Genomic DNA, 19,792 nt, shown 5'->3' with positions numbered 1-19,792 from the left:
CGGGCTGGCGCCGTGCCTCCCGACTGCGGGTGGTGCGTCCACCGCACGGTGCGGGGTGCGTGGGCTGGTGCGGGGTTGGCCGCGTGGTGCGCGCTCGTGGCGGCGCACGGTGCGTGGAACCTCGCACGGGGTGAAGAGGTGCGCACGGTGCGGACGGGAGGCGTGTGGTGGGCTGGCGCCGTGCCTCCCGAGTGCGGGTGGTGCGTCCACCGCACGGTGCGGCTTTCGCGGGCTGGTGCGGGGTTGGCGCGGGTCGCACGGGGCGGGGTGCGCGGGCTGGTGCGCGGTTGCGCGCGTGGTGCGTGCTTGTAGCGGCGCACGGTGCGTGGAACCTCGCACGGGGTGGCGCGCCTCGCACGGTGCGGGCAGGAGTTCAGTGCTCGTGACGCTCGGTGGACGTGCGTGTTACGGGCACGAGTCAGGCGGTGTGCCGCAGTGCGCACCACAGCCGCCGCGCGTAGGTTCCAGCCATGAGTGCAGAGCTGACGCTCGGCGCCGAGGAAGAGCTGCACCTCATCGACCTCGAGTCCGGCCGACTTTCCGCGAAGGCCCCGCGCCTTCTGCCCAAACTGCCCACCGACCGCTTCGGCGCCGAGCTGCAGCGCACGACGATCGAGACGAACACCCCGGTGGTGCGGACCCTCGACGACCTGCGGCGGGTGATCGTCGACCTGCGCAGTGAGCTCAGTGCCGCGATCGCCCCGGCCGGCGTCACCATCGCGGCCGTCGGCACCGCGCCGAGGTCGGAGTACGCCGACTTCGAGCTGAGCTCCGGCGGTCGGTACGGCCGGATGCAGGAGCAGTACCGGATGCTCGTCGACGAACAGCTCATCTGCGGCCTGCAGGTGCACGTCGGGGTGAGCGACCGCGACCTGGCGGTGCTGATCGCCCAGCGGGTGGCGCCGGTGCTCCCGGTGCTGCTCGCCCTGAGCGCGTCGAGTCCGTTCTGGAACGGGCAGGACACCGGGTACGCGTCGTTCCGCAGCATCATCTGGCAGCGGTGGCCGTCGGCCGGCAGCTTCGGGCCGGTGGAGGACGCCGCCGAGTACGACCGGGTGCTCGACGACCTGATCGCCTCGGGCGTGATCGCCGACAAGAAGATGGCCTACTTCGACGTGCGGCCGTCGTCGCACGCTCCGACGCTCGAGCTCCGGGTCTGCGACGCGACCCCGGTGGTGGACGACGCCGTGCTCATCGCCGGACTCTTCCGCGCCGCCGTGCGCAAGGCCGAGAAGTCGGTCGTGTCGGGCGCCGAGTGGCACCCGCGCAGCGAACCCCTGCACCGTGCGGCGATGTGGCAGGCCGCCCGCTCCGGGTTGAGCGGGGAACTGGTCGGCCTTGGGCAGCACCCCGAACGGCTGCCCGCCGAGGTCGCGGTGCGCCAGCTCGTGTCCCGGCTGCGTCCGGAGCTCGAGGAGCTCGGCGACTGGGGTACGGTGACGGAGCTCCTCGACGCGACCCTGGCACGTGGCAACTCCACCGACCGGCAGCGCACCGCCTACGCCGAGCGCGGGGAGATGGACGACGTCGTCGCCCTGGTGGTGGAGGACACCGCGGGGCTCCCGTCCGGACGCGACGAGGACCCCGTGGTCCCGATCCCCGGGTACCGCGTCCGCGCCGGCGACGAGGCGGTCGGCCCCGGTGCACGCCCTCGTCCGGCGTTCCGAGACCTGGCGGCGTTCTTCGACGGCTGGGACGCCGAGACGGCGATCGAGCGCTGCACCGCCCGCGACGTCTGGACCCGCGAGCACCACGTCGGCTTCGTGGTGGACGGCGGGGCGCAGGCGTTCGGCTGCGACCTGGTGCCCCGGACGATCAGCGCGTACGAGTGGTCGCAGCTCGAGCGTGGCCTGGGGCAGCGTGCCCGCGCGATCGAGCTGTTCCTGCGTGACGCGTACGGCGACCGGCGGATCGTGGCCGACGGCGTGCTGGACGCGGAGCACTTCGTCGGCGCGAAGGGCTGGGACCCGGATGCCACCCGGCTGCCGGCGACCGCCGTCCGTGCGCCGGTGCTCGGGTTCGACCTGGTGCGCAACGAGTTCGGCGGCTGGCGGGTGCTCGAGGACAACGTCCGCTCGCCCTCGGGCGTCGCGTACGGTATCGCCCTGCGCGAGCTGATGGACGACGTCGTGCCGGACGCCCCGCGCCCGGCGCACCTGCGCGACCCGCACGGCGTGATCGACCGGCTGCACCGGACCCTCTGCGCGAACACCACCGCGGTGACGGGCGCGACCGATCCCGTGATCGCGCTGGTCAGCGACGGCCCCGCCGCCGGCGCGTGGTTCGAGCACCGCAGGCTGGCCGACGGGGCCGGGTTGCGCCTCCTGTCCGGGTCGGACCTGGACGTCCGTGACGGACGCGTGGTCGACGCGACGACGGGTGACGTGCTCGACGGGCTGTACCTGCGGATCGACCGTGACGTCAGCGTGCTGACGGCGGAGCACGCTCCCGACCTGGGTGCGCGGATCCTCGACGCGGCGGAGGCAGGACGCGTCTACCTGGCGAACGCGCCGGGCAACGCGCTCGTCGACGACAAGGCGATGTACGTCACCGTGCCGGACCTGATCTGGTACTACCTGGACGAGAAGCCCCTGCTGGCATCCGTGCCGACGTACCGCACGAGCATCGAGGTCGAACGGCTGTCGGTCCTGGACCGCGTCGGGGAACTCGTCACGAAGCCGGTCGACGGCGAGGGCGGCCGCGGGGTCCTGATCGGACCGAGCGCGAGCGCCCCCGAGGTGGCCGAGCGACGGCGCGAGATCGCCGCGGACCCCGCCGGGTGGGTGGGGCAGGAGGTGGTGCAGCTGTCCTCGCACCCGACGATCGGACCGGCCGGGCTGGACCCGCGGCACGTGGACCTGCGGGCCTTCGTGTACGCGACGGGGACCGGACCGGACGACGTGCACCTGGCCGACGTCGCCCTGACGCGTGTCGCGCCCGAGGGCAGCATGGTCGTCAACTCGTCGCAGGGCGGCGGCGCGAAGGACACGTGGATCGTCGGGAACGCCCCGGCGGACACCGAGGGAGAGCGCTGATGTGTGGACTCGCGGGTGAGATCCGGTTCGACGGCCGAGCGCCGGACGTCGGGGCGGTCGCCCGGATGACCGGCTGCATGACGCACCGCGGCCCGGACGGCGACGGCCTGTGGGCTCGCGGCCCGGTCGCGCTCGGGCACCGCCGGCTGTCCATCGTCGACCTGTCCACCGCGGGCGCGCAGCCGATGGTGCTGGCCGAGGCCGGGCTGACGATCGCCTACAACGGGATGGTCTACAACTACCGGCAACTCCGCGACGAGCTGCACGGCAAGGGGCACCGGTTCGCGTCGACGTCGGACACCGAGGTCATCGCCCTGGCGTACGCCGAGTGGGGCACCGCGTTCGTCGACCACCTGATCGGGATGTTCGCCATCGCCATCTGGGAGCACGGCAGCGGCCGACTGGTGCTGGCGCGGGACCGGCTCGGCATCAAGCCGCTCTACGTCGCGCCCGTCCCGGGCGGCCTCCGGTTCGCGAGCTCCCTGCCGGCGATCCTGGCCGGCGACGCCGGCAACGGCGGGACGAGCGGCAGCGGCGGCACGGGCGCCGGCGGCGGCACGGGCGCTGGCGGCGTCGACACGTCCATCGACCCCGTCGCCTTCGCCTCGTACATGAGCTTCCACTCGATCGTCCCCGCACCCCGCACGATCCTGGCCGGCGTCGGCAAGCTCCCGCCCGCCACCGTCCGGGTGATCGACCCCGACGGCACCGCGCACGACACTGTCTACTGGGAGCCCCGCTTCGAGCGCGACCCAGCCAAGTCCGACTGGTCCGAGCGGGACTGGGAGCAGGCGTTCATCGGCTCGTTCCGCACCGCCGTCGAGCGCCGGATGGTCGCCGACGTCCCGGTCGGGGTGCTGCTCTCCGGCGGGATCGACTCGTCCCTGGTGGTCGGGCTGCTCGCCGAGGCCGGGCAGCAGGACCTCGCCACGTTCAGCATCGGGTTCGAGGCGGCGGGCGGCGAGTCCGGCGACGAGTTCGAGTACTCCGACCAGGTCGCTGCGCACTTCGGCACCGACCACCACCGCATCCACATCCCCTCGTCGCGTCTGCTCGACGGCATCGACGGTGCGGTCGCCGCGATGAGCGAACCGATGGTCAGCCATGACTGCGTCGCCTTCTACCTGCTGTCGCAGGAGGTCTCGCAGCACGTCAAGGTGGTGCAGTCCGGCCAGGGCGCCGACGAGGTGCTCGCCGGCTACGACTGGTACCCCCCGCTCGCCGACGTCCCGCGCGACCAGGCGGCCGAGGCCTACCGCTCCGTGTTCATGGACCGCCGCTGGCCGGCGCTGCAGGGCCTGCTCGGGGAGCGGTGGAAGAGCGACGACGACACCCCGGCGGCCTTCGTGGACCGCCAGTTCGCACGGCCGGGCGCGGAGACGAGCGTGGATGCCGCGCTCCGCAGCGACACCACGATCATGCTCGTCGACGACCCGGTGAAGCGGGTCGACAACATGACGATGGCGTGGGGGCTCGAGGCCCGCGTGCCGTTCTTGGACCACGAGTTCGTCGAGCTCGCCGCCGCGATCCCGCCGTCGATGAAGCTCACCGACGGCGGCAAGGGCGTGATGAAGCGCGCCTCGCGCGGGATCGTGCCCGACACCGTCATCGACCGCAGCAAGGGCTCGTTCCCGGTCCCCGCCATCCGGCAGCTCGAGGGCCCGTACCTGGAGCGCGTCCGCGACGCGCTGCACGCACCCGAGGCGCGGGAGCGCGGGCTCTTCGACCCCGCCACCGTCGAGCGGATGCTGCAGGACCCGAACAGCACCAGGACCGCGATCGGCGCGAACGCGCTCTGGCAGCTCGGCCTGATCGAGATGTGGCTGCAGCAGCAGGGGGTGCGGTGACCGTGGGTTCCGTCCGGACTGGAGGCGCGCAGGGCGTCGCGTCGTCGGCCGCCGTCGAGCCGTCGGTCACCACCAGGGCCGCGGCCGACCTGGGTGCGCGGCTCACCGCCGCCTGGGGGTCGTGGGGACCGACCATGACCCGGAACGCCCGGCGGGTGGCGTTCGTGAGCGACCGGCACGGCACCCCCGAGGTCTTCGTGCAGGACGTCGTCGTCGACGGCGAGCTGCCGGAACCGGTGCGGATCGCGCTGTCCGACGACCCGGTGATCCGGGTGTCGTGGTCCTCCGACGGGGAGTGGCTCGCCGTCGCCATCGCAACCGACGGCGGCGTGAAGCAACAGGTCTGGGTGGTGCGGCCGGACGGCTCCGACGCCGCGCAGATCGCCGGCTCGCGGTACCAGCACGCCGAACTCGGACCGTGGAGCCGCAGCGGCCACCGGGTCGTCATCACCCTGCCGTCGACCGAGCCCGATCAGCCGGCCCGTGCGTACCTGGTCGACCCGGTCACCGGTGATCGCGACGACCTGGCCGTGGGGGAGCTCATCCACATCCTGGACCTGTCGGTGGAGGAACGGCTCGTCGTGCTGAGCGACGGCCAGCGCGGCCAGGAGTTCGTCGTGGTCGTCGACCGGCTGACCGACGAGAGCCACGCCCTGTTCGCCGACGACCCCGACGGGTCCGCCGAGATCGCGTTCCTGCGACCCTCGCCCGCGAGCGAGACCAGTCCGCTCGTCGCCTACGTCGCCACCGAGGCCGGACTGCCCCGCCGCGGACTCGTCGCGCAGCCGGTCGGCCCGCACGGCTGGCGCGGCACACCGCGGCGGATCGTCGAGCGCGACGACGCCGAGCTCGAGTACCTGGACGCCGACGACGCCGGCCGCACCCTGCTGCTCGTCTGGAACGTCGACGGTCGCAGTGAACTCGACCTCATCAACACGCACGACGCGTCGCGCACCCCCGTGCCGGACCTGCCCGGGTACGTCGTCACCGATCCCGTGCTCAGCCGTGACGGCCGGAGCGTGCTGCTCGCCGTCGAGGGACCGACCCGGCCGCGCGAACTGTGGCGGCTCGACACGAACGCGCTGACCTGGAGCCGGGTCACCGACGTGCCGGTGCTGCCGGACGTGCAGCTGGTCGAGCCGACGCTCGAGCGGTTCGCCGCCCGCGACGGACTGGAGCTGACCGGGTGGCTGTACCGGGCCGTGGAGCCGACCGCGTCGGTGGCGGGAGCCGACGTCGGAACGCATGTCGGGCCTCCCGGCCGCGCAGCGCTCGTCCACCTGCACGGCGGACCGGAGTCGCAGGAACGACCCACGTTCTCGCCGCAGCACCAGGCGCTCGCCGCCGCCGGGGTGACCGTGTTCGCACCGAACATCCGCGGGTCCTCCGGGTACGGCCACGAGTTCGTGCACGCCGACGACCTGGCGCTGCGGTGGAACGCGCTCGCCGACGTCGTGGACTGCGCACGGTTCCTGGTGACCAACGGGTACGCCGAGCGGTCCCGGGTCGCAGTCGAGGGACGCTCGTACGGCGGGTACGCGACCCTCGCGTCGTTGGCGTTCACGCCCGACGTGTTCGCGGCCGGGGTCGCGGTGTGCGGGATGAGCGACTTCGCGACCTTCTACCGGGACACCGAACCGTGGATCGCGGCCGCTGCCGCCACGAAGTACGGCCACCCCGTCGAGGATGAAGCCCTGCTCGCGGCACTGTCGCCGATGCGCGCGATCGACGACGTCACGGCGCCGCTGCTCGTCGTGCACGGTGAGCTCGACACGAACGTGCCGATCGGTGAGGCGCACCAGGTCGTCGCGGCGTTGCGGGAGCGGGCGCACGACGTGGAGTACCTGGAGCTCGAGGGTGAGGGGCACGAGTACCGGCGGGCGGCGTCGCAGGCGCTGCTCGTGCGGCGGATGGTGGAGTTCGTGGCGGCGCGGCTGGGGTGAGGCGGGGCGGGGCGCTCGGTCTGGTGCGAGGTTCCGTACTCCGTGCGGCGCACGTGCCCCCGCACCGAGCACGGAACCTCGCACGGGCCGTGGGCCCCTCGCACCGTGCGAGCCGCGGCACGGCGTCACCGGGTGCAACGATGCGCCGGCGGCGCTCGCCGCGGGCGGAGAATGGTGGGATGACGACGACTGCGCCGACCTCGACCGCGCTGCCCCGACCGGGAGAGGTCTTCGTGGCCTCGGCAGCGGAGGTCGAGCAGGTCGTCCACCGTGCCACGAACCAGTACGCCTCCGGTGTCGTCGCGGACACCGCAGGGTGGGCGGACGGCGATCGTCGGCGGATCGAGGACCTCGGGTTCCGTGGTGGTGATGCCCGCGGCGAAGCGCTCCGGACGCTCGACCTGACCATCGCCGACGACGGCACCCCGACGCGCATGCTCGACGCACCCGCCATGGCCGCACTGAACAGCCACCATGCGCGGTTCGCCGAGCGGCGCGGCGACGTCGTCCGCTACCAGACCGACGTGTCGGTGTGGACGGGGATCCCCGAGCAGCCCACCGCGCAGGACTGGGAGGACGTCCGGGCGCTGCTCGGGTCGGGCGGGATGCTCGGCGTCGGTGCGGCTGCCGTCCTGCCCGAGGGGTGGGAGCTCGTCGAGGGTGCCGGCGGCGTGCAGCTGACCGGTGAGGCGATCGAGGGTGCGCCGGACGACGACGCCGTCGTGCTGACGCCCGACGACGTGCCGGAGATGACCGCGCTGGTGGAGCGGACGAAGCCCGGGCCGTTCCTGCCGCGCACGATCGAGCTCGGCACGTACCTGGGCATCCGGCGGGACGGGCGGCTCGTCGCCATGGCGGGGGAGCGGTTGCACCCGCCGGGGTGGACCGAGATCAGCGCGGTGTGCACGGACGACGCGTACCGGGGGCAGGGGTTCGGGCGTCGGTTGGTGCTCGCCGTCGCGCACGGGATCCGGGAGCGGGGCGAGACCCCGCTGATGCACGCAGCCGCCGGGAACACCGGGGCGATCGGGCTGTACCAGCACCTGGGGTTCCGGCTGCGGGACCGTGGGGCGCCGCGGTTCGTGCGGGTGCCGTGAGCTGCGTCCTGGTCTGACGGGTCAGAACGCGGCGAGGGCGCGGCGGAGCATGTCGTGGCCCTGGGCCTCGAAGCCCTCGTCGCCGACAGCGTAGGCCCAGGTCGCGGTGCCCACTGCTTCGCGGAGTTGCAGCCAGCGCCACGCGTCCGGAGTGCGCGGATCGTCGCCGTACCCGTCGAAGAACGCCGCTTCGAGGGCGGGATCGTGCTGCCAGTGCAGCACCGCGAGGCGGGTGAGGTCGAAGGACACGGGGCGCCAGCCGAAGCGGCCGAAGTCGATGACGCGGAGCCGTCCGTCGTCCACGATCCAGTTGCGCGGGTGGAAGTCGCCATGGGTCGGGACGAGGGACTGCGTCGTGTGGTCGGTCGGGAGTGCGCGCAGTGCCGCTCGTGCGCGGGCGACCACCTCGTCGGGGATCCGATGCGGTGCGTCGAGCGCGGCCAGTGCCTTCGCCTGCTCGTGCAGTAGGAACGTCGGGTCGTAGCGGGTGTCCTGGTCGTGCAGCCGTCGGAGCAGTGCTCCGGCCTGACGGTGGACGTCAATGTCGTGCTCGTCCGGGGTCCCGAGGGCGAGGTGCCCGGGGACGCGTTCGAGCACGAGGACGCGGTGCTCCTCGTTCGCGGCGACGAGGGCACCGGTGTCCCCGCTGGCTCGGAGTGCGGCGGTGGCGGTGTAGTGGGCGTCGAGCTCGCGGGGGAAGTGGGTGTTGGTCGGGCCGGAGGCCTTCACGGTGAAGCCGTCGTCGCCGGCGCGGACGTGCAGGACCCTCGTGTCGAGGAGCCCCCACGACTCATCAGCCACGACGACGGCATCGGGAAGCGTCTGCTGCACGAACGCGATCTGATCGTCCTCGAGTCCGGTGTCTCCCCAGTGCATGGCGGCACGCTACCGTCCTGCTCCGCAGGGCGTGCGGCGCAGGACCGTATCGGTTTCGTCCTGCAACTTTCGACCCCCCCTATCTGGGGGAGCGAGCGTGAGGGATGCTCCGCACCGCTCTGAGTGGTCTAGACCCTTGCACAGAACTGTGGCAGAAGTGTCAACAGGGACTCCAAAACAACACAGAAACGCTACTCCCTCGACTGTTGCATTGGGGTATACCCCAGAACGTCACATGGCTGAATCCAGAAGCCGACGGATCCATACGTCGGCCGTGACCCCTATGCGAACGCCGGTGTCAACGGGACTGAGACTGGTGCTACCGCCTGGTTTTGCGACACCGCGACCTGGTCACAGTCATCGCTACCTAACCAAAATTGAGTGTCGATCAAGCTACCGATACGTCAAGTCCAGTAGTTGGCGTATGCACCGCCTCGAACCGGCAAGAGATTAGGCTGAGCATCGGCGGGTGCTAGGGCGACGTTCTTGTCGATGTACTGATCCACTAAACCATCTCCTCGGCCGAGTCCCCACAGAAACAATCTGATGCCATGAATTGAGATACTGAGCCGGATGCCAGAAGCAAAGTCCGCGGCGAGGCTGTTGCCGTATTTCCGCTGTTGCTCGGCAAGGACCGCGATTGGTCCGAACGCGTAGCCAAACGTGCTGTCAATCAGACCTTCACGCATGAGGCCGTCGATTGCGTCCGAAAGTCGGTAGAAATTAGCTCGGTTGAGCTCGAGCCGTGCAAACACATCTTCCGTAGCGAGCAGGATGTCAGTCTGATGAAGTTGGTTTGCTTTGTCTTTGCCGAGCTGGATAAGATCCTCTCGGCAACTTGAGTAGATCAGATAATGAAGCTTAAGCTGGTCTGAGGACATGCGCGAGATGATTGCCGACCAGGGAATTCCTGAATCGTTACCGCCGGTAGGATTCCGAGAGGACGAAAGTACGCCGCTGAGATACTCGGAAATTATTTCCTCGTCCGCGTATTGGGCAACTTCAAATGTTGAGGCAGCGAGACGCGGCGTAGCAAACCCAGGCTCACTTGCTCCGTCCCTGTCGGCGTGCGTCTGCGTTTTCTTCAGAAGGCGTTCCAAGTTATGTCGGCGGAGCTTCTCTGCCCAGTCTGCGCCTACCACGTCCGCGCTCGGTCCTAGTAGTCGCGTTAGAAGGTTCCCGGCTACCTTCGCACCTTCGGCTGCTGCTTCGTCCGTCGCACGAGCAACCGCTCCTGCCACCGCGCCAGGTTCAACCATTAATTCTTACCTCGATCGCGTTAGATTTTTAGAGTTGTTCGTACTGCCGGTCGGCGAACGACTCGCCGGAGTAAGCGCGGCTCAGGTCTACCGGGATGTCTGCTCACCGAGCAGTCCACAACTCAGATTAGCCGAGGGATCCGAGATATTCCATGGCCAGAGCGGCCAGTTGACCAGTTACGATCCGAACGCCTACGTCGGTAGATACTTTGACTGCGCCCGACTTGACGCGATCGAGGAAAGTGCGAACCCTTGGTCCCTCGAGTGAGCGATCTGCGTCAAGTGCGTCGGCGAAATCGTCTGCGTCGGGAGCTGATAACCCCACTTTGGCAAGCTCGGCGCGAAGTGCGTCTCGGTCTCCGGTCGACACTGTGGAATTTTGGCTGATCGATGAGCCAGCAGCAATATTCGTGCCGTGCCCGGTGACGTTATTCGTGACGTTGTAGACTACTGAAGCAACTTTCGCGTCTGAGTTAATGGTCGGCCCTCCGACGGAGCCTGCATCGGGATTGGCCAGTTGTAGCGCGATAGCAAACTCGAGAGCTGCGGTGCGAATGCTGTCGACCAACCCGCGCAACATCTGCTTTGTTAGTACTTGATGGGCGCTGTAGAGCGCATGGTACTCAAATCGGAAAGTCTGGGTTTCCTCGTATCGCTTCACGATATAGGTTGGCCACTCGAATCGGCTATCTGCATCCTCGTTGGCAAATGCCTCCAATTCAGCGACCGGTTGCGTGAATGCTGACCGGTACCACCGAGCCCAATCATTAGCGTCGACCAAAGGGCGAGGTAGGTCGTGTGTTAAGGAGGACCGCATCGGGCCCACAAATACGCCCTGAACGATCATGTCTCGCGCTGCACGATAGGCCGGGAGGCCGTCCGTCGAAGGGTAACCGCCGAGCTCGTGCTTCACCCAAGCAACCACGTCCTCGGCGCCAAGGCGAGCGGCGGCAACCTGGACCTTCCGGAGAAGGTTGGAGGTCGACACTGAGTCGTCGCTAGCTCCGTCAATGATTTCGTCAAGTAGGCTCACCTGCACAGTATGCAAGCTCGCTCCGACATCACCACGATTCGTGGCAGATAGAGTGCCCTTTTCCTCGGCCCGTCGTGTTCTCGCTTGATCGCTCATCCTGCTCGCGCAAGTCCACGTCCCGTTGTGACATAAGAGCGCCACATCGGCGCGCGAGGAGCGGCAATCGAGCAAGCCGATGGGCGACATGAGCGCGAGGGCGGGGCGACGTCGAAGAAGGTGACAGCTCGTGATGGTGCAGCGTGGACCGGGGTCTTCCCGCCGAGCCCGAGTCGTGGATTCTCTAGGATCGACCCATGTCCACGACCATGCCCGGCTTCGGGACGGAGCGCATCACGCAGCTCGGCCTGCGCGACCGCGTCTACGACCGGGTGCTCGAGGTCCTGATGGGCCACGACGTCGAACCGGGCATGCGACTGTCGATCGACGGCCTCGCTCGCAGTCTCGGGGTGTCCCCGACCCCGGTGCGCGAAGCCCTGGTGCAACTCGAACGCACCGGCCTCGTCACCCGTGAAGCGAACAAGGGCTACCGGGTCTCCCCGCCCCTGGCCGGCGACCAGCTCGAGGCCCTGTTCGACGCCCGGCTCATCGTCGAGAGCGGCGCCGTCGAGCTCGCAGCCCGCGGCGACGTCGACGGCCTGCGCGAGCGACTGGCGGCAGCGCTCGACGAGCAGGCTGCGGTGGCCGCCGAGGTCGCGTCCGTCGGGGCAGCGCAGGCGCCGGAGGAGCTGATGGCCCGCTTCTTCCGCAGCGACTGGCAGTTCCACCAGCTGATCTTCGACGCGACACGGAATCCGTTCCTCGAGGAGATGTCCGAGATCATCACGACGCGCGTGCACCGCATGCGGCAGATCGTCGAGGGTGGCGGGGACGACACGGATCGTGCGGTCCAGGAACACCGGGCCATCCTGGAGGCGCTGGCTGCGGACCCGACGTCGGCCGTCGCCGCGATGCGGCTCCACATCGACGCCGTCCGGTTGCGTTCGCGCGCGGACGCGTCCCACACGAGCTGAGGCAGAGGGGTTGCGTTCCGGCGTCGTGCGAGTATCTTTCCTATAGGAAAGAGGTTCAAGGCTGAACCACCACGACATGCAAGGGAGCATTCCGTGACCACTCCACAGGACTGGGTCGACCAGGATTGGGACCCCACCACCTGGACGTCGGAGACCTGGCCGATCGCCGCGTGCCTGCACGGGTTCGCGCAGGTCACCCGCGTCGGGACGGCCTTCCACGACGCCCCCGCCGAAGTGTGGGACGAGGTGTTCGGGCAGATCGAAGCCGTCGGCTTCTCACTCGCCGAACTCGCCGACAGCCACATCCGGCCCGCAGACCTCGAACCCTCGCGCCGCGACGAGCTGTTCGCCGTCGCGAAGGCGCACGGCATCGGGATCCCGTCGGTGCACCTGCAGCGCAAGAGCGTCATCCAGCCCGGGCACGAGGACGAGAACCTCGCCTACGCCCACCGCACCATCGACGCGGCGGCCGAGTGGGGCATGCAGGTCTTCTCGACCGGACTGCACCAGCCGTTCACGGACGCCCAGAAGCGCGCGCTGTGGTTCTGGACGGCGCCGGGCCCGAAGGACCCGGATGACCCGGAGGTCTGGGCCGCTGCGGTCAAGCGACTGCGGGAGCTCGGCGAGCACGCTGCGAGCGTCGGGCTGCCGATGGCGCTCGAGCTGTACGAGGACACCTACCTCGGCACCGCCGACAGCGCGGTCCGCCTGGTCGAGGAGATCGGGCTCGACAACGTCGGGCTCAACGCGGACGTCGCGAACCTCATCCGTCTGCACCGTCCGGTCGAGGACTGGCGGGAGCTCTTCGCGAAGACCATGCCGTACACGAACTACCTGCACGTGAAGAACTACACGCGTGACGAGGCCGGCGACGGCAGCTGGGCGACGAGTGCGCCGAGCACCATGGAGACGGGCCTCATCAACTACCGCCAGGTCCTGCGCGACGCCGTCGCCGACGGGTTCCGCGGGATCGTCATGACCGAGCAGTACGGCGGGGACAGCCTCGGCGTCTGCGCCACCAACCAGCAGTACATCCGATCCGTCCTCGCGACAACGAAACTCGACGCGACGGCGACCTCGACTGCAGCAACCAGCACCGAAGGAGCAATCCGATGAGCACCCTCGACATCGCCGTCGTCGGGTCCGGCTACATGGGCGGCGGGATCGCCCAGGTCCTCGCCCTCGCCGGCCACACCGTCCGGATCGCCGACGTCTCGGCCGAGATCGCCCAGCAGAACCTGGAGCGACTGCTCGGCGAGACCGCACAGTTCGTCACCGACGGGCTGTTCCCCGAGGACGCCGTCGAACGGGTCCGCGCACACCTGAGCGCTGCCGAGTCGATCGAGGCCGCCGTCGCCGACGCGGACTTCATCGAGGAGGCCGTGCCCGAGAAGCTCGAGATCAAGCACGCCACGCTCCGCCGCATCAGCGAGGCCGCTCGCCCCGACGCCGTGATCGGCTCGAACACCTCGACGATCCTGATCGAGTCGCTGGCCGAGGCGGTCGTGGGCCCGGAGCGGTTCCTCGGGGTGCACTTCTCGAACCCGGCACCGTTCATCCCCGGCGTCGAGCTCATCCCGCACCCGACCACGAACGAGCACGCGATCGAGGTCGGCGAGACCGTCGTCGCCGCGACCGGCAAGCAGTCGGCGCGGGTGAAGGACTCCACGGGGTTCGTCCTGAACCGCCTGCAGTACGCGCTGTTCGAGGAGGCCACGAAGATCGCCGACGAGGGCATCGCGAGCCCCGACGACATCGACACCATCGTGCGGACCACGTTCGGGTTCCGCCTGCCGTTCTTCGGCCCGTTCGCGATCGCCGACATGGCCGGGCTCGACGTCTACGCGTTCTGCTTCGAGTCGCTGCAGACCCGCTGGCCCGAGCGCTTCGCCACCCCGCCGTCACTGCAGCAGCACGTCGACGCCGGTGAGCTCGGCACGAAGTCCGGCGCCGGGTACCTCGAGGTGCCGGCCGACCGCACGCCCGAGCTCGTGGCCTACCGGAACAAGGCGTACGTGGCGATGCAGAAGCTCCTCGACGAGCTCGGCCCGGCACCGATCCACTGAGCCCGGAGCACGAACGATGAGCACGCAGAACCAGTCAGCCGGCCAGCACCAGGACCGCACCGTCGTCCTCACCGGGGCCGCCTCACCGCGGGGCATCGGTCGCGCCACCGCCCACCACCTGGCCGCGGCCGGGTGGGACGTCGGGGTCATCGACCTCGACCAGACGGCGAGCGAGCAGGTCGCCGCCGAGATCCGCGAACAGCACGGCGTGCGGGCCGTCGGTGTCGGTGCGAACGTCGCCGACGAGTCCGCCGTCCGTGCGGCCTTCGACACGATCGAGGCCGAACTCCGGCCGATCACCGCGCTCGTGAACCTGGCCGGGGTCTCGTCCGTGCACGCCTACCTCGACCTGCCCGAGGGGGAGTGGCACCGGGTGCTGTCGATCAACCTCGACGGCGTGCACTTCGCCAGCCTGCGGGCGGCGGAGTCGATGGTGCGGTCCGGCTACGGCCGCATCGTGAACCTGTCGTCGGTCTCCGCCCAGCGCGGCGGCGGCACCTTCAGCAAGACCCCGTACACGGTGGCGAAGGCCGGCGTGATCGGCCTGACCCGTGGTCTTGCGCGCGAGCTCGGCCCGCGCGGCGTCACGGTCAACGCGATCGCCCCCGGTCCGATCGACACCGACATCATGGGCGGCACCCTCTCCGAGGAACGGAAGGCCGAGATGGCCGCCGACGGCGTCCTGCCGCGCATCGGCACACCGCGGGACATCGCTGCCGCGATCGCGTACCTGATCAGCGAGGACGCCGGGTTCGTCACGGGCCAGACGCTCAACGTCGACGGCGGCCTGTACATGCACTAGGGCCAGCCGCCCACGGAACGCGCGCCGACCGGGCGACGCGATCCGTGCCTCCCGTCCGGACGACCGAACCGACCGCCGGACGCCAGAACGACCGCACCGTGCTCGCAAAGGAGCGAACCCGTGTCACTACCCCCTGCCCCCGCGCTCGGGTCGACGAACGACCCCGGCCTGAAGTCCGCCATCGGCAAGGCGACGAAGCACCTCATGCCGATGCTCGTCATCCTGTACTTCGTCGCGTTCCTCGACCGCACGAACGTCGGCTTCGCCGAAGAGGCCCTGCGCGTCGACCGCGGCATCTCCGACGCCGCCTTCGCCCTGGGCGCCGGCATCTTCTTCATCGGCTACGCGATCTTCGAGATCCCGTCGAACCTGCTGCTCAAGCGGTTCGGTGCGCGCTTCTGGCTCGCCCGGATCGCCGTCACGTGGGGCATCGTCGCCGCACTGTTCGCCTTCACGACGAACGACACGATGTTCATCATCCTGCGGTTCATCCTCGGCGTGACCGAGGCCGGGTTGTTCCCGGGCGTGATCATGTACCTGTCCGAGTGGTTCCCGAACAAGGTGCGCGTGCGCATGTTCGCGATCTTCTACCTGGCGCAGCCGTTCTCGCAGATGATCGGCGCCCCGCTGTCCGGGGGCCTCATCAGCGTCGGTGACCAGGTCACCCCGTTCCACGGCTGGCAGGTCATGTTCGCCGGCGAGGGGATCCTCGCGGTGCTGGCGGGCATCGCGGCCCTGGTGTTCCTGACGAACAGTCCGCAGCAGGCGAAGTGGCTCGAACCGGGCGAGAAGGCGTCGCTCACCGCGGCCATGGAGCGCGAGGACACCGCCCGCAGCGAGGACGGCCCGAAGGGCATCTGGCGCGCAATGGCGAGCGGGCGCGTCTGGTACTTCACGATCATCTACTTCTGCCTGCAGGTCGCCGTCTACGGCACGACGTTCTACCTGCCGCAGCAGGTGTCCTCGCTGCTCGGGCAGGACGTCGGTTGGCAGGTCGGTCTGGTGTCCGCGATCCCGTGGCTCGTCGGGCTCGTCGCCTGCTACCTGATCGGGTCGCGTGCAGACTCCGTCGGACGCCGTCGTCGCTGGGGCACCCTGTTCTACGTCACGACCGGTTTGTCGATCCTCGGGTCCGCGTGGGCGGGTGCGAACGGGCAGCCCGTGCTCGGCATCCTGTTCATCACCCTGGCCGTCGCGAGCTTCCTGGCCGTCGGCCCGATCACCTGGGCGTACCCGACGGCGTTCCTGACCGGTGCCGCAGCCGCCGCGGGCATCGGCCTGATCAACTCGCTCGGCAACCTCGGCGGGTTCGTCGCCCCGATCATGCGCACCGCGATCAACGAGGTGGTGCCCACCGACAGCGGTGCGTTCGGCATCGTCTCGCTCGGCGTCCTGGCGTTCGTCGCCGCGGTGATGATCTTCTGCACCAAGTTCTTCCGCGGGGCCAAGGCCGACGAACTGCTCGACACCTCGCACGTCCGCACCACCGACCCGAAGGGCAGCAAGCGATGACCAGACTGTTCAACGACCCGGCGGACTTCGCCGACGAGGCGACCGACGGCTTCGTCGCCGCGAACGAACGGTGGGTGCGGAAGGTGCACGGCGGCGTCGCCCGCGCCACCACGAGCCCCGACGGCACGGTCGCCGTCGTGATCGGCGGGGGCTCGGGCCACTACCCCGCGTTCGGCGGGCTGGTCGGACACGGACTGGCCGCCGGTGCCGCGATGGGCAACCTGTTCGCCAGCCCCAGCGCCCAGCAGGTCACCGGGGTCGCGAAGGCCGCGGAGCACGGTGGCGGTGTGCTGCTCAGCTACGGCAACTACGCCGGTGACGTCCTGAACTTCGACGCCGCGGCGCGCACACTCGAGGCCGACGGCATCCCGGTGCGGACGGTCCGCGTCACCGACGACGTGACGAGCGCCCCGGCCGACGACCGCGCGAAGCGCCGCGGCATCGCGGGTGACCTCTGCGTCTTCAAGGTCGCCGGCGCCGCCGCCGAGCGCGGGGACGACCTCGACACGGTCACCGCCGTCGCCGAACGGGCGAACGACCGGACGCGCAGCTTCGGCGTCGCGTTCTCCGGGTGCTCGCTGCCGGGCGCCGAGGAACCCCTGTTCACGGTGCCCGAGGGCCGGATGGCGGTCGGCATGGGCATCCACGGTGAGCGTGGCATCGACGAGACGGAGGTGCCGTCGGCCGACGGGCTGGCCGAGCTGCTGGTGACCCGGCTGCTCGACGAACTGCCCGACGGCGTGGCACTCGAGGGCCAGCGGGTGGTCCCGATCCTGAACGGTCTGGGCTCGGTCAAGTACGAGGAGCTCTTCGTCGTCTACCGCTCGGTGCAGCGGCGCCTGGCGGACGCCGGGGTCGTCATCGTGGAGCCCGAGGTCGGCGAACTCGTCACGAGCTTCGACATGGCCGGGGTCTCCCTGACGCTCTTCTGGCTCGACGACGAGCTCGAGGAACTCTGGGCAGCACCCGCGGACACGCCCGCCTACCGCAAGGGCGGTGCGGTCGCCGAACAGCGGGTCGACCCGTCCACCGTGGCGGCGGACGCCGAGGGCGTCGGCATCGGCCCGGCGACCGACGAGTCCCGTGCGGTCGCCGAGCAGGTCGCCGCCGGGTTCGCGGCGGTCCGAGCCGTCCTCGACGAGCACGCCGACGAACTCGGGCGCATCGACGCCGTGGCCGGTGACGGTGACCACGGCATCGGGATGCAGCGGGGATCGCACGCCGCCGACGCCGCAGCCGCCGACGCGGTCACCCGCGGTGCCGGTGCCGGCACCGTCCTGCTGGTCGCCGCGGATGCCTGGTCCGACAAGGCCGGCGGCACGTCCGGTGCGATCTGGGGTGCCGCCCTGGAGGCACTGGGTCGCGTGGTCGGGGACGACTCGCGTCCGTCGGGTGCCACCGTCGCGCAGGGGGTCCGCGCGGCCACCGAGGCCGTGCTCGCGTTCGGCGCCACCGTCGGTGACAAGACGATGGTGGACGCGCTGGTGCCGTTCGACGAGGTGCTCCGCACCCGGCTCGACGCCGGGGCGGCGCTCGCCGAGGCCTGGGGCGACGCCGTCCGTGCCGCCCGCGAAGCCGCGGACGCCACGGAGTCTCTCGTGCCGAAGATGGGCCGGGCGCGCACGCACGCCGACCAGGCCGTCGGCACCGCGGACCCCGGTGCGCTGTCCTTCGCCCTCGTCGTGGAGACGGTCGCCCCGTGATCACCGTCGGGGTGTCGCTGAAGACGTACTTCTCGCACGCCCGGACGCTGTCGTGGGCGGCCGAGGTCGCGGACATCGCCCGGCGACACCCCGCGGTGCGCTCGGGAGCGGCGACGCTCTTCGTGGCGCCGACGTTCCCGGCCCTCGTCCCGGTGCGTGAGCTGCTCACCGGCACCGGTGTGCAGCTCGCCGCGCAGGACCTGTCGTGGGCCGACGCGGGAGCGTTCACGGGCGAGGTCTCCGGCGCCGAACTGCGGGAGATCGGTGTCGACCTGGTCGAGATCGGGCACGCCGAGCGGCGTTCCCTGTTCCACGAGGACGACGGGACGATCGCGGGGAAGGTGCACGCGGCCTTCCGCAACCACCTGCGTCCGCTGGTCTGCGTCGGGGAGCCGGATCGGGCCTCCGATCCGACCGAGGCCGTGGCGGCGGTGACGGCGCAGCTCGACCGGGCCGTGTCGACCGCCGTCGCGGACGGGCTCGCGGGCCCCCTCACCGTCGCCTACGAACCGGTGTGGGCGATCGGCGCACCGGCACCCGCGCCGGACGAGCACATCGTGGCGGTGGTCGCCGGGATCGAGCAGCACCTCGCCACGCGACCCGAGCTGCGCGGCAGCACCGTCCTCTACGGGGGCAGTGCCGGACCTGGCCTGCTCACCCGGGGGCGGGGCCGGATCGGCGGGCTGTTCCTCGGACGGTTCGCCCACGACCCCGCAGCGGTCGAGGCGATCCTCGACGAGGTCGCGGCGCTCAGCTGAGCTGGTCGTGGACCGGCCGTGGGGCGCGACCGAGCAGTTCGCCGAGCAGCGGATCGGTGCCGGCGAACAGGCCCCGCTCGGCGGCCTGGTACATGCCGAGCAGGAACCCGACCATGTGCGGGTCCTGCCCCGCGGCCAGCGCACGGGCACGCCACTCGTCCTCGCCCAGGGCCTCGAACCCGATCGTCCGACCGGACACCTCGGACGCCTGCCGAGCCAGGTCGGCGAAGGTCGGCGCGTCCGGAGCGGTGAGCGTCACCGGCCCGTCGAACGGCTGATCGGCGAGCAGGATCGCGGCGGCTGCCTCGGCGGCGTCCCCGCGGGCGGTCCACGACACCGGGCCGTCGACGGGGACGGACACCGTGCCGGTCTCCTGCCACGGTCCCGTCATCCAGGCGGCGCTGTGCGCGTAGAAGCCGTTCCGCAGGCTCGTCCACGGCAGCCCGGAGTCGCGGAGCAGGTCCTCGGTGGCGGCGTGGTGCGCGGCGGGCACGAAGGGCGAACCGTGCGCGGCGCCCTGGTGGCTCGTGTACAGGACCCGGCCGACGCCGGCGTCCACGGCTGCGTCGACCGCAGCACGGTGCAGCGCGACGGCGTCGGCGGCTGGGTCGCTCGAGGAGACGAGCAGGAGCTGGTCGGCGCCCGCGAAGGCTGCCGGCAGGGTCTCCGGTTCGGCGTAGTCGCCTCGGCGGACCTCGACGCCGCGGTCGGCGAACCGCTGTGCTCGGGCCGGATCTCGGGTCACCACCGCCAGGTCGGACGGCGCGAGGTGCTCGAGCAGGTGGTCGGCGGTCGCGCCGTTGAGGGCTCCGGTGGCCCCGGTGATGACGATCATGGCTTCTCCGTATCGA

The 19,792-nt window shown here is 70.4% G+C and carries 15 protein-coding genes; 11 read left to right on the top strand and 4 right to left on the bottom strand.

The window, feature by feature from the left end; genetic code table 11:
* Positions 1-470: 470 nt before the first annotated feature.
* The 4 genes from DEJ06_RS05535 (at position 471) to DEJ06_RS05520 (ending at position 7,922) form a co-directional block, all read left to right on the top strand.
* Positions 471-3,035 carry a carboxylate--amine ligase/circularly permuted type 2 ATP-grasp protein gene (locus DEJ06_RS05535; RefSeq protein WP_111038669.1) on the top strand — a complete coding sequence of 855 codons (2,565 nt, stop codon included), beginning with the start codon at positions 471-473 and terminating at the stop codon, positions 3,033-3,035.
* Complete coding sequence (locus DEJ06_RS05530; RefSeq protein WP_111038668.1) at positions 3,035-4,882, top strand: N-acetylglutaminylglutamine amidotransferase; 1,848 nt, start codon at positions 3,035-3,037, stop codon at positions 4,880-4,882. The genes DEJ06_RS05535 and DEJ06_RS05530 overlap by 1 nt, the downstream gene beginning before the upstream one ends.
* The gene (locus DEJ06_RS05525) at positions 4,879-6,825 is read left to right on the top strand and encodes a prolyl oligopeptidase family serine peptidase (protein ID WP_111038667.1); all 1,947 of its coding nucleotides are present in this window, start codon (positions 4,879-4,881) and stop codon (positions 6,823-6,825) included. The genes DEJ06_RS05530 and DEJ06_RS05525 overlap by 4 nt, the downstream gene beginning before the upstream one ends.
* A gap of 179 nt (positions 6,826-7,004) precedes the next feature.
* Entirely contained in the window at positions 7,005-7,922 is a 918-nt protein-coding gene (locus DEJ06_RS05520; RefSeq protein WP_220036482.1) for a GNAT family N-acetyltransferase, read from the top strand.
* Between the two features lie 21 nt (positions 7,923-7,943).
* Here DEJ06_RS05520 and DEJ06_RS05515 read toward each other — a convergent pair whose 3' ends face one another.
* The 3 genes from DEJ06_RS05515 to DEJ06_RS18000 form a co-directional block, all read right to left on the bottom strand.
* Entirely contained in the window at positions 7,944-8,798 is an 855-nt protein-coding gene (locus DEJ06_RS05515) for an aminoglycoside phosphotransferase family protein (RefSeq protein WP_111038666.1), read from the bottom strand.
* A gap of 404 nt (positions 8,799-9,202) precedes the next feature.
* Positions 9,203-10,057: a DUF4393 domain-containing protein gene (locus DEJ06_RS18005; protein ID WP_146245793.1), complete on the bottom strand. Its 855-nt coding sequence runs from the start codon at positions 10,055-10,057 to the stop codon at positions 9,203-9,205.
* Positions 10,058-10,184: 127 nt separating this feature from the next.
* Positions 10,185-11,090, bottom strand: coding sequence for a hypothetical protein (locus DEJ06_RS18000; RefSeq protein WP_146245792.1), 906 nt, complete (start codon positions 11,088-11,090; stop codon positions 10,185-10,187).
* 293 nt (positions 11,091-11,383) lie between these two features.
* Between DEJ06_RS18000 and DEJ06_RS05510 the strand changes: the two genes are divergently transcribed.
* The 7 genes from DEJ06_RS05510 to DEJ06_RS05480 all read left to right on the top strand — a co-directional run bounded on the left by DEJ06_RS05510 (position 11,384) and on the right by DEJ06_RS05480 (position 18,941).
* Positions 11,384-12,100 carry a GntR family transcriptional regulator gene (locus DEJ06_RS05510; RefSeq protein WP_110863648.1) on the top strand — a complete coding sequence of 239 codons (717 nt, stop codon included), beginning with the start codon at positions 11,384-11,386 and terminating at the stop codon, positions 12,098-12,100.
* Between the two features lie 93 nt (positions 12,101-12,193).
* Positions 12,194-13,216, top strand: coding sequence for a sugar phosphate isomerase/epimerase (locus tag DEJ06_RS05505; protein ID WP_111038665.1), 1,023 nt, complete (start codon positions 12,194-12,196; stop codon positions 13,214-13,216).
* Positions 13,213-14,166 carry a 3-hydroxyacyl-CoA dehydrogenase family protein gene (locus tag DEJ06_RS05500; RefSeq protein WP_111038664.1) on the top strand — a complete coding sequence of 318 codons (954 nt, stop codon included), beginning with the start codon at positions 13,213-13,215 and terminating at the stop codon, positions 14,164-14,166. The genes DEJ06_RS05505 and DEJ06_RS05500 overlap by 4 nt, the downstream gene beginning before the upstream one ends.
* Positions 14,167-14,182: 16 nt before the next feature.
* Positions 14,183-14,968, top strand: a complete 786-nt coding sequence (locus DEJ06_RS05495; protein WP_111038663.1) for an SDR family NAD(P)-dependent oxidoreductase — start codon at positions 14,183-14,185, stop codon at positions 14,966-14,968.
* A 120-nt stretch (positions 14,969-15,088) separates the two neighbouring features.
* Positions 15,089-16,480, top strand: a complete 1,392-nt coding sequence (locus DEJ06_RS05490; protein WP_035809316.1) for an MFS transporter — start codon at positions 15,089-15,091, stop codon at positions 16,478-16,480.
* Positions 16,477-18,183: a dihydroxyacetone kinase family protein gene (locus tag DEJ06_RS05485; RefSeq protein ID WP_111038662.1), complete on the top strand. Its 1,707-nt coding sequence runs from the start codon at positions 16,477-16,479 to the stop codon at positions 18,181-18,183. Before DEJ06_RS05490 ends, DEJ06_RS05485 begins: the two co-directional genes overlap by 4 nt.
* Positions 18,180-18,941 carry a triose-phosphate isomerase family protein gene (locus DEJ06_RS05480; protein ID WP_111038661.1) on the top strand — a complete coding sequence of 254 codons (762 nt, stop codon included), beginning with the start codon at positions 18,180-18,182 and terminating at the stop codon, positions 18,939-18,941. Before DEJ06_RS05485 ends, DEJ06_RS05480 begins: the two co-directional genes overlap by 4 nt.
* Here DEJ06_RS05480 and DEJ06_RS05475 read toward each other — a convergent pair.
* Entirely contained in the window at positions 18,934-19,776 is an 843-nt protein-coding gene (locus DEJ06_RS05475; protein WP_111038660.1) for an NAD(P)H-binding protein, read from the bottom strand. The genes DEJ06_RS05480 and DEJ06_RS05475 overlap by 8 nt on opposite strands.
* Positions 19,777-19,792 lie beyond the last annotated feature (16 nt).

Source organism: Curtobacterium sp. MCLR17_051 (assembly GCF_003234395.1).
Classification (GTDB): Bacteria; Actinomycetota; Actinomycetes; order Actinomycetales; family Microbacteriaceae; genus Curtobacterium; species Curtobacterium flaccumfaciens.
Note: the sequence above shows the minus strand (reverse complement) of the source record. Positions and strands in the feature narration are given on the sequence as shown.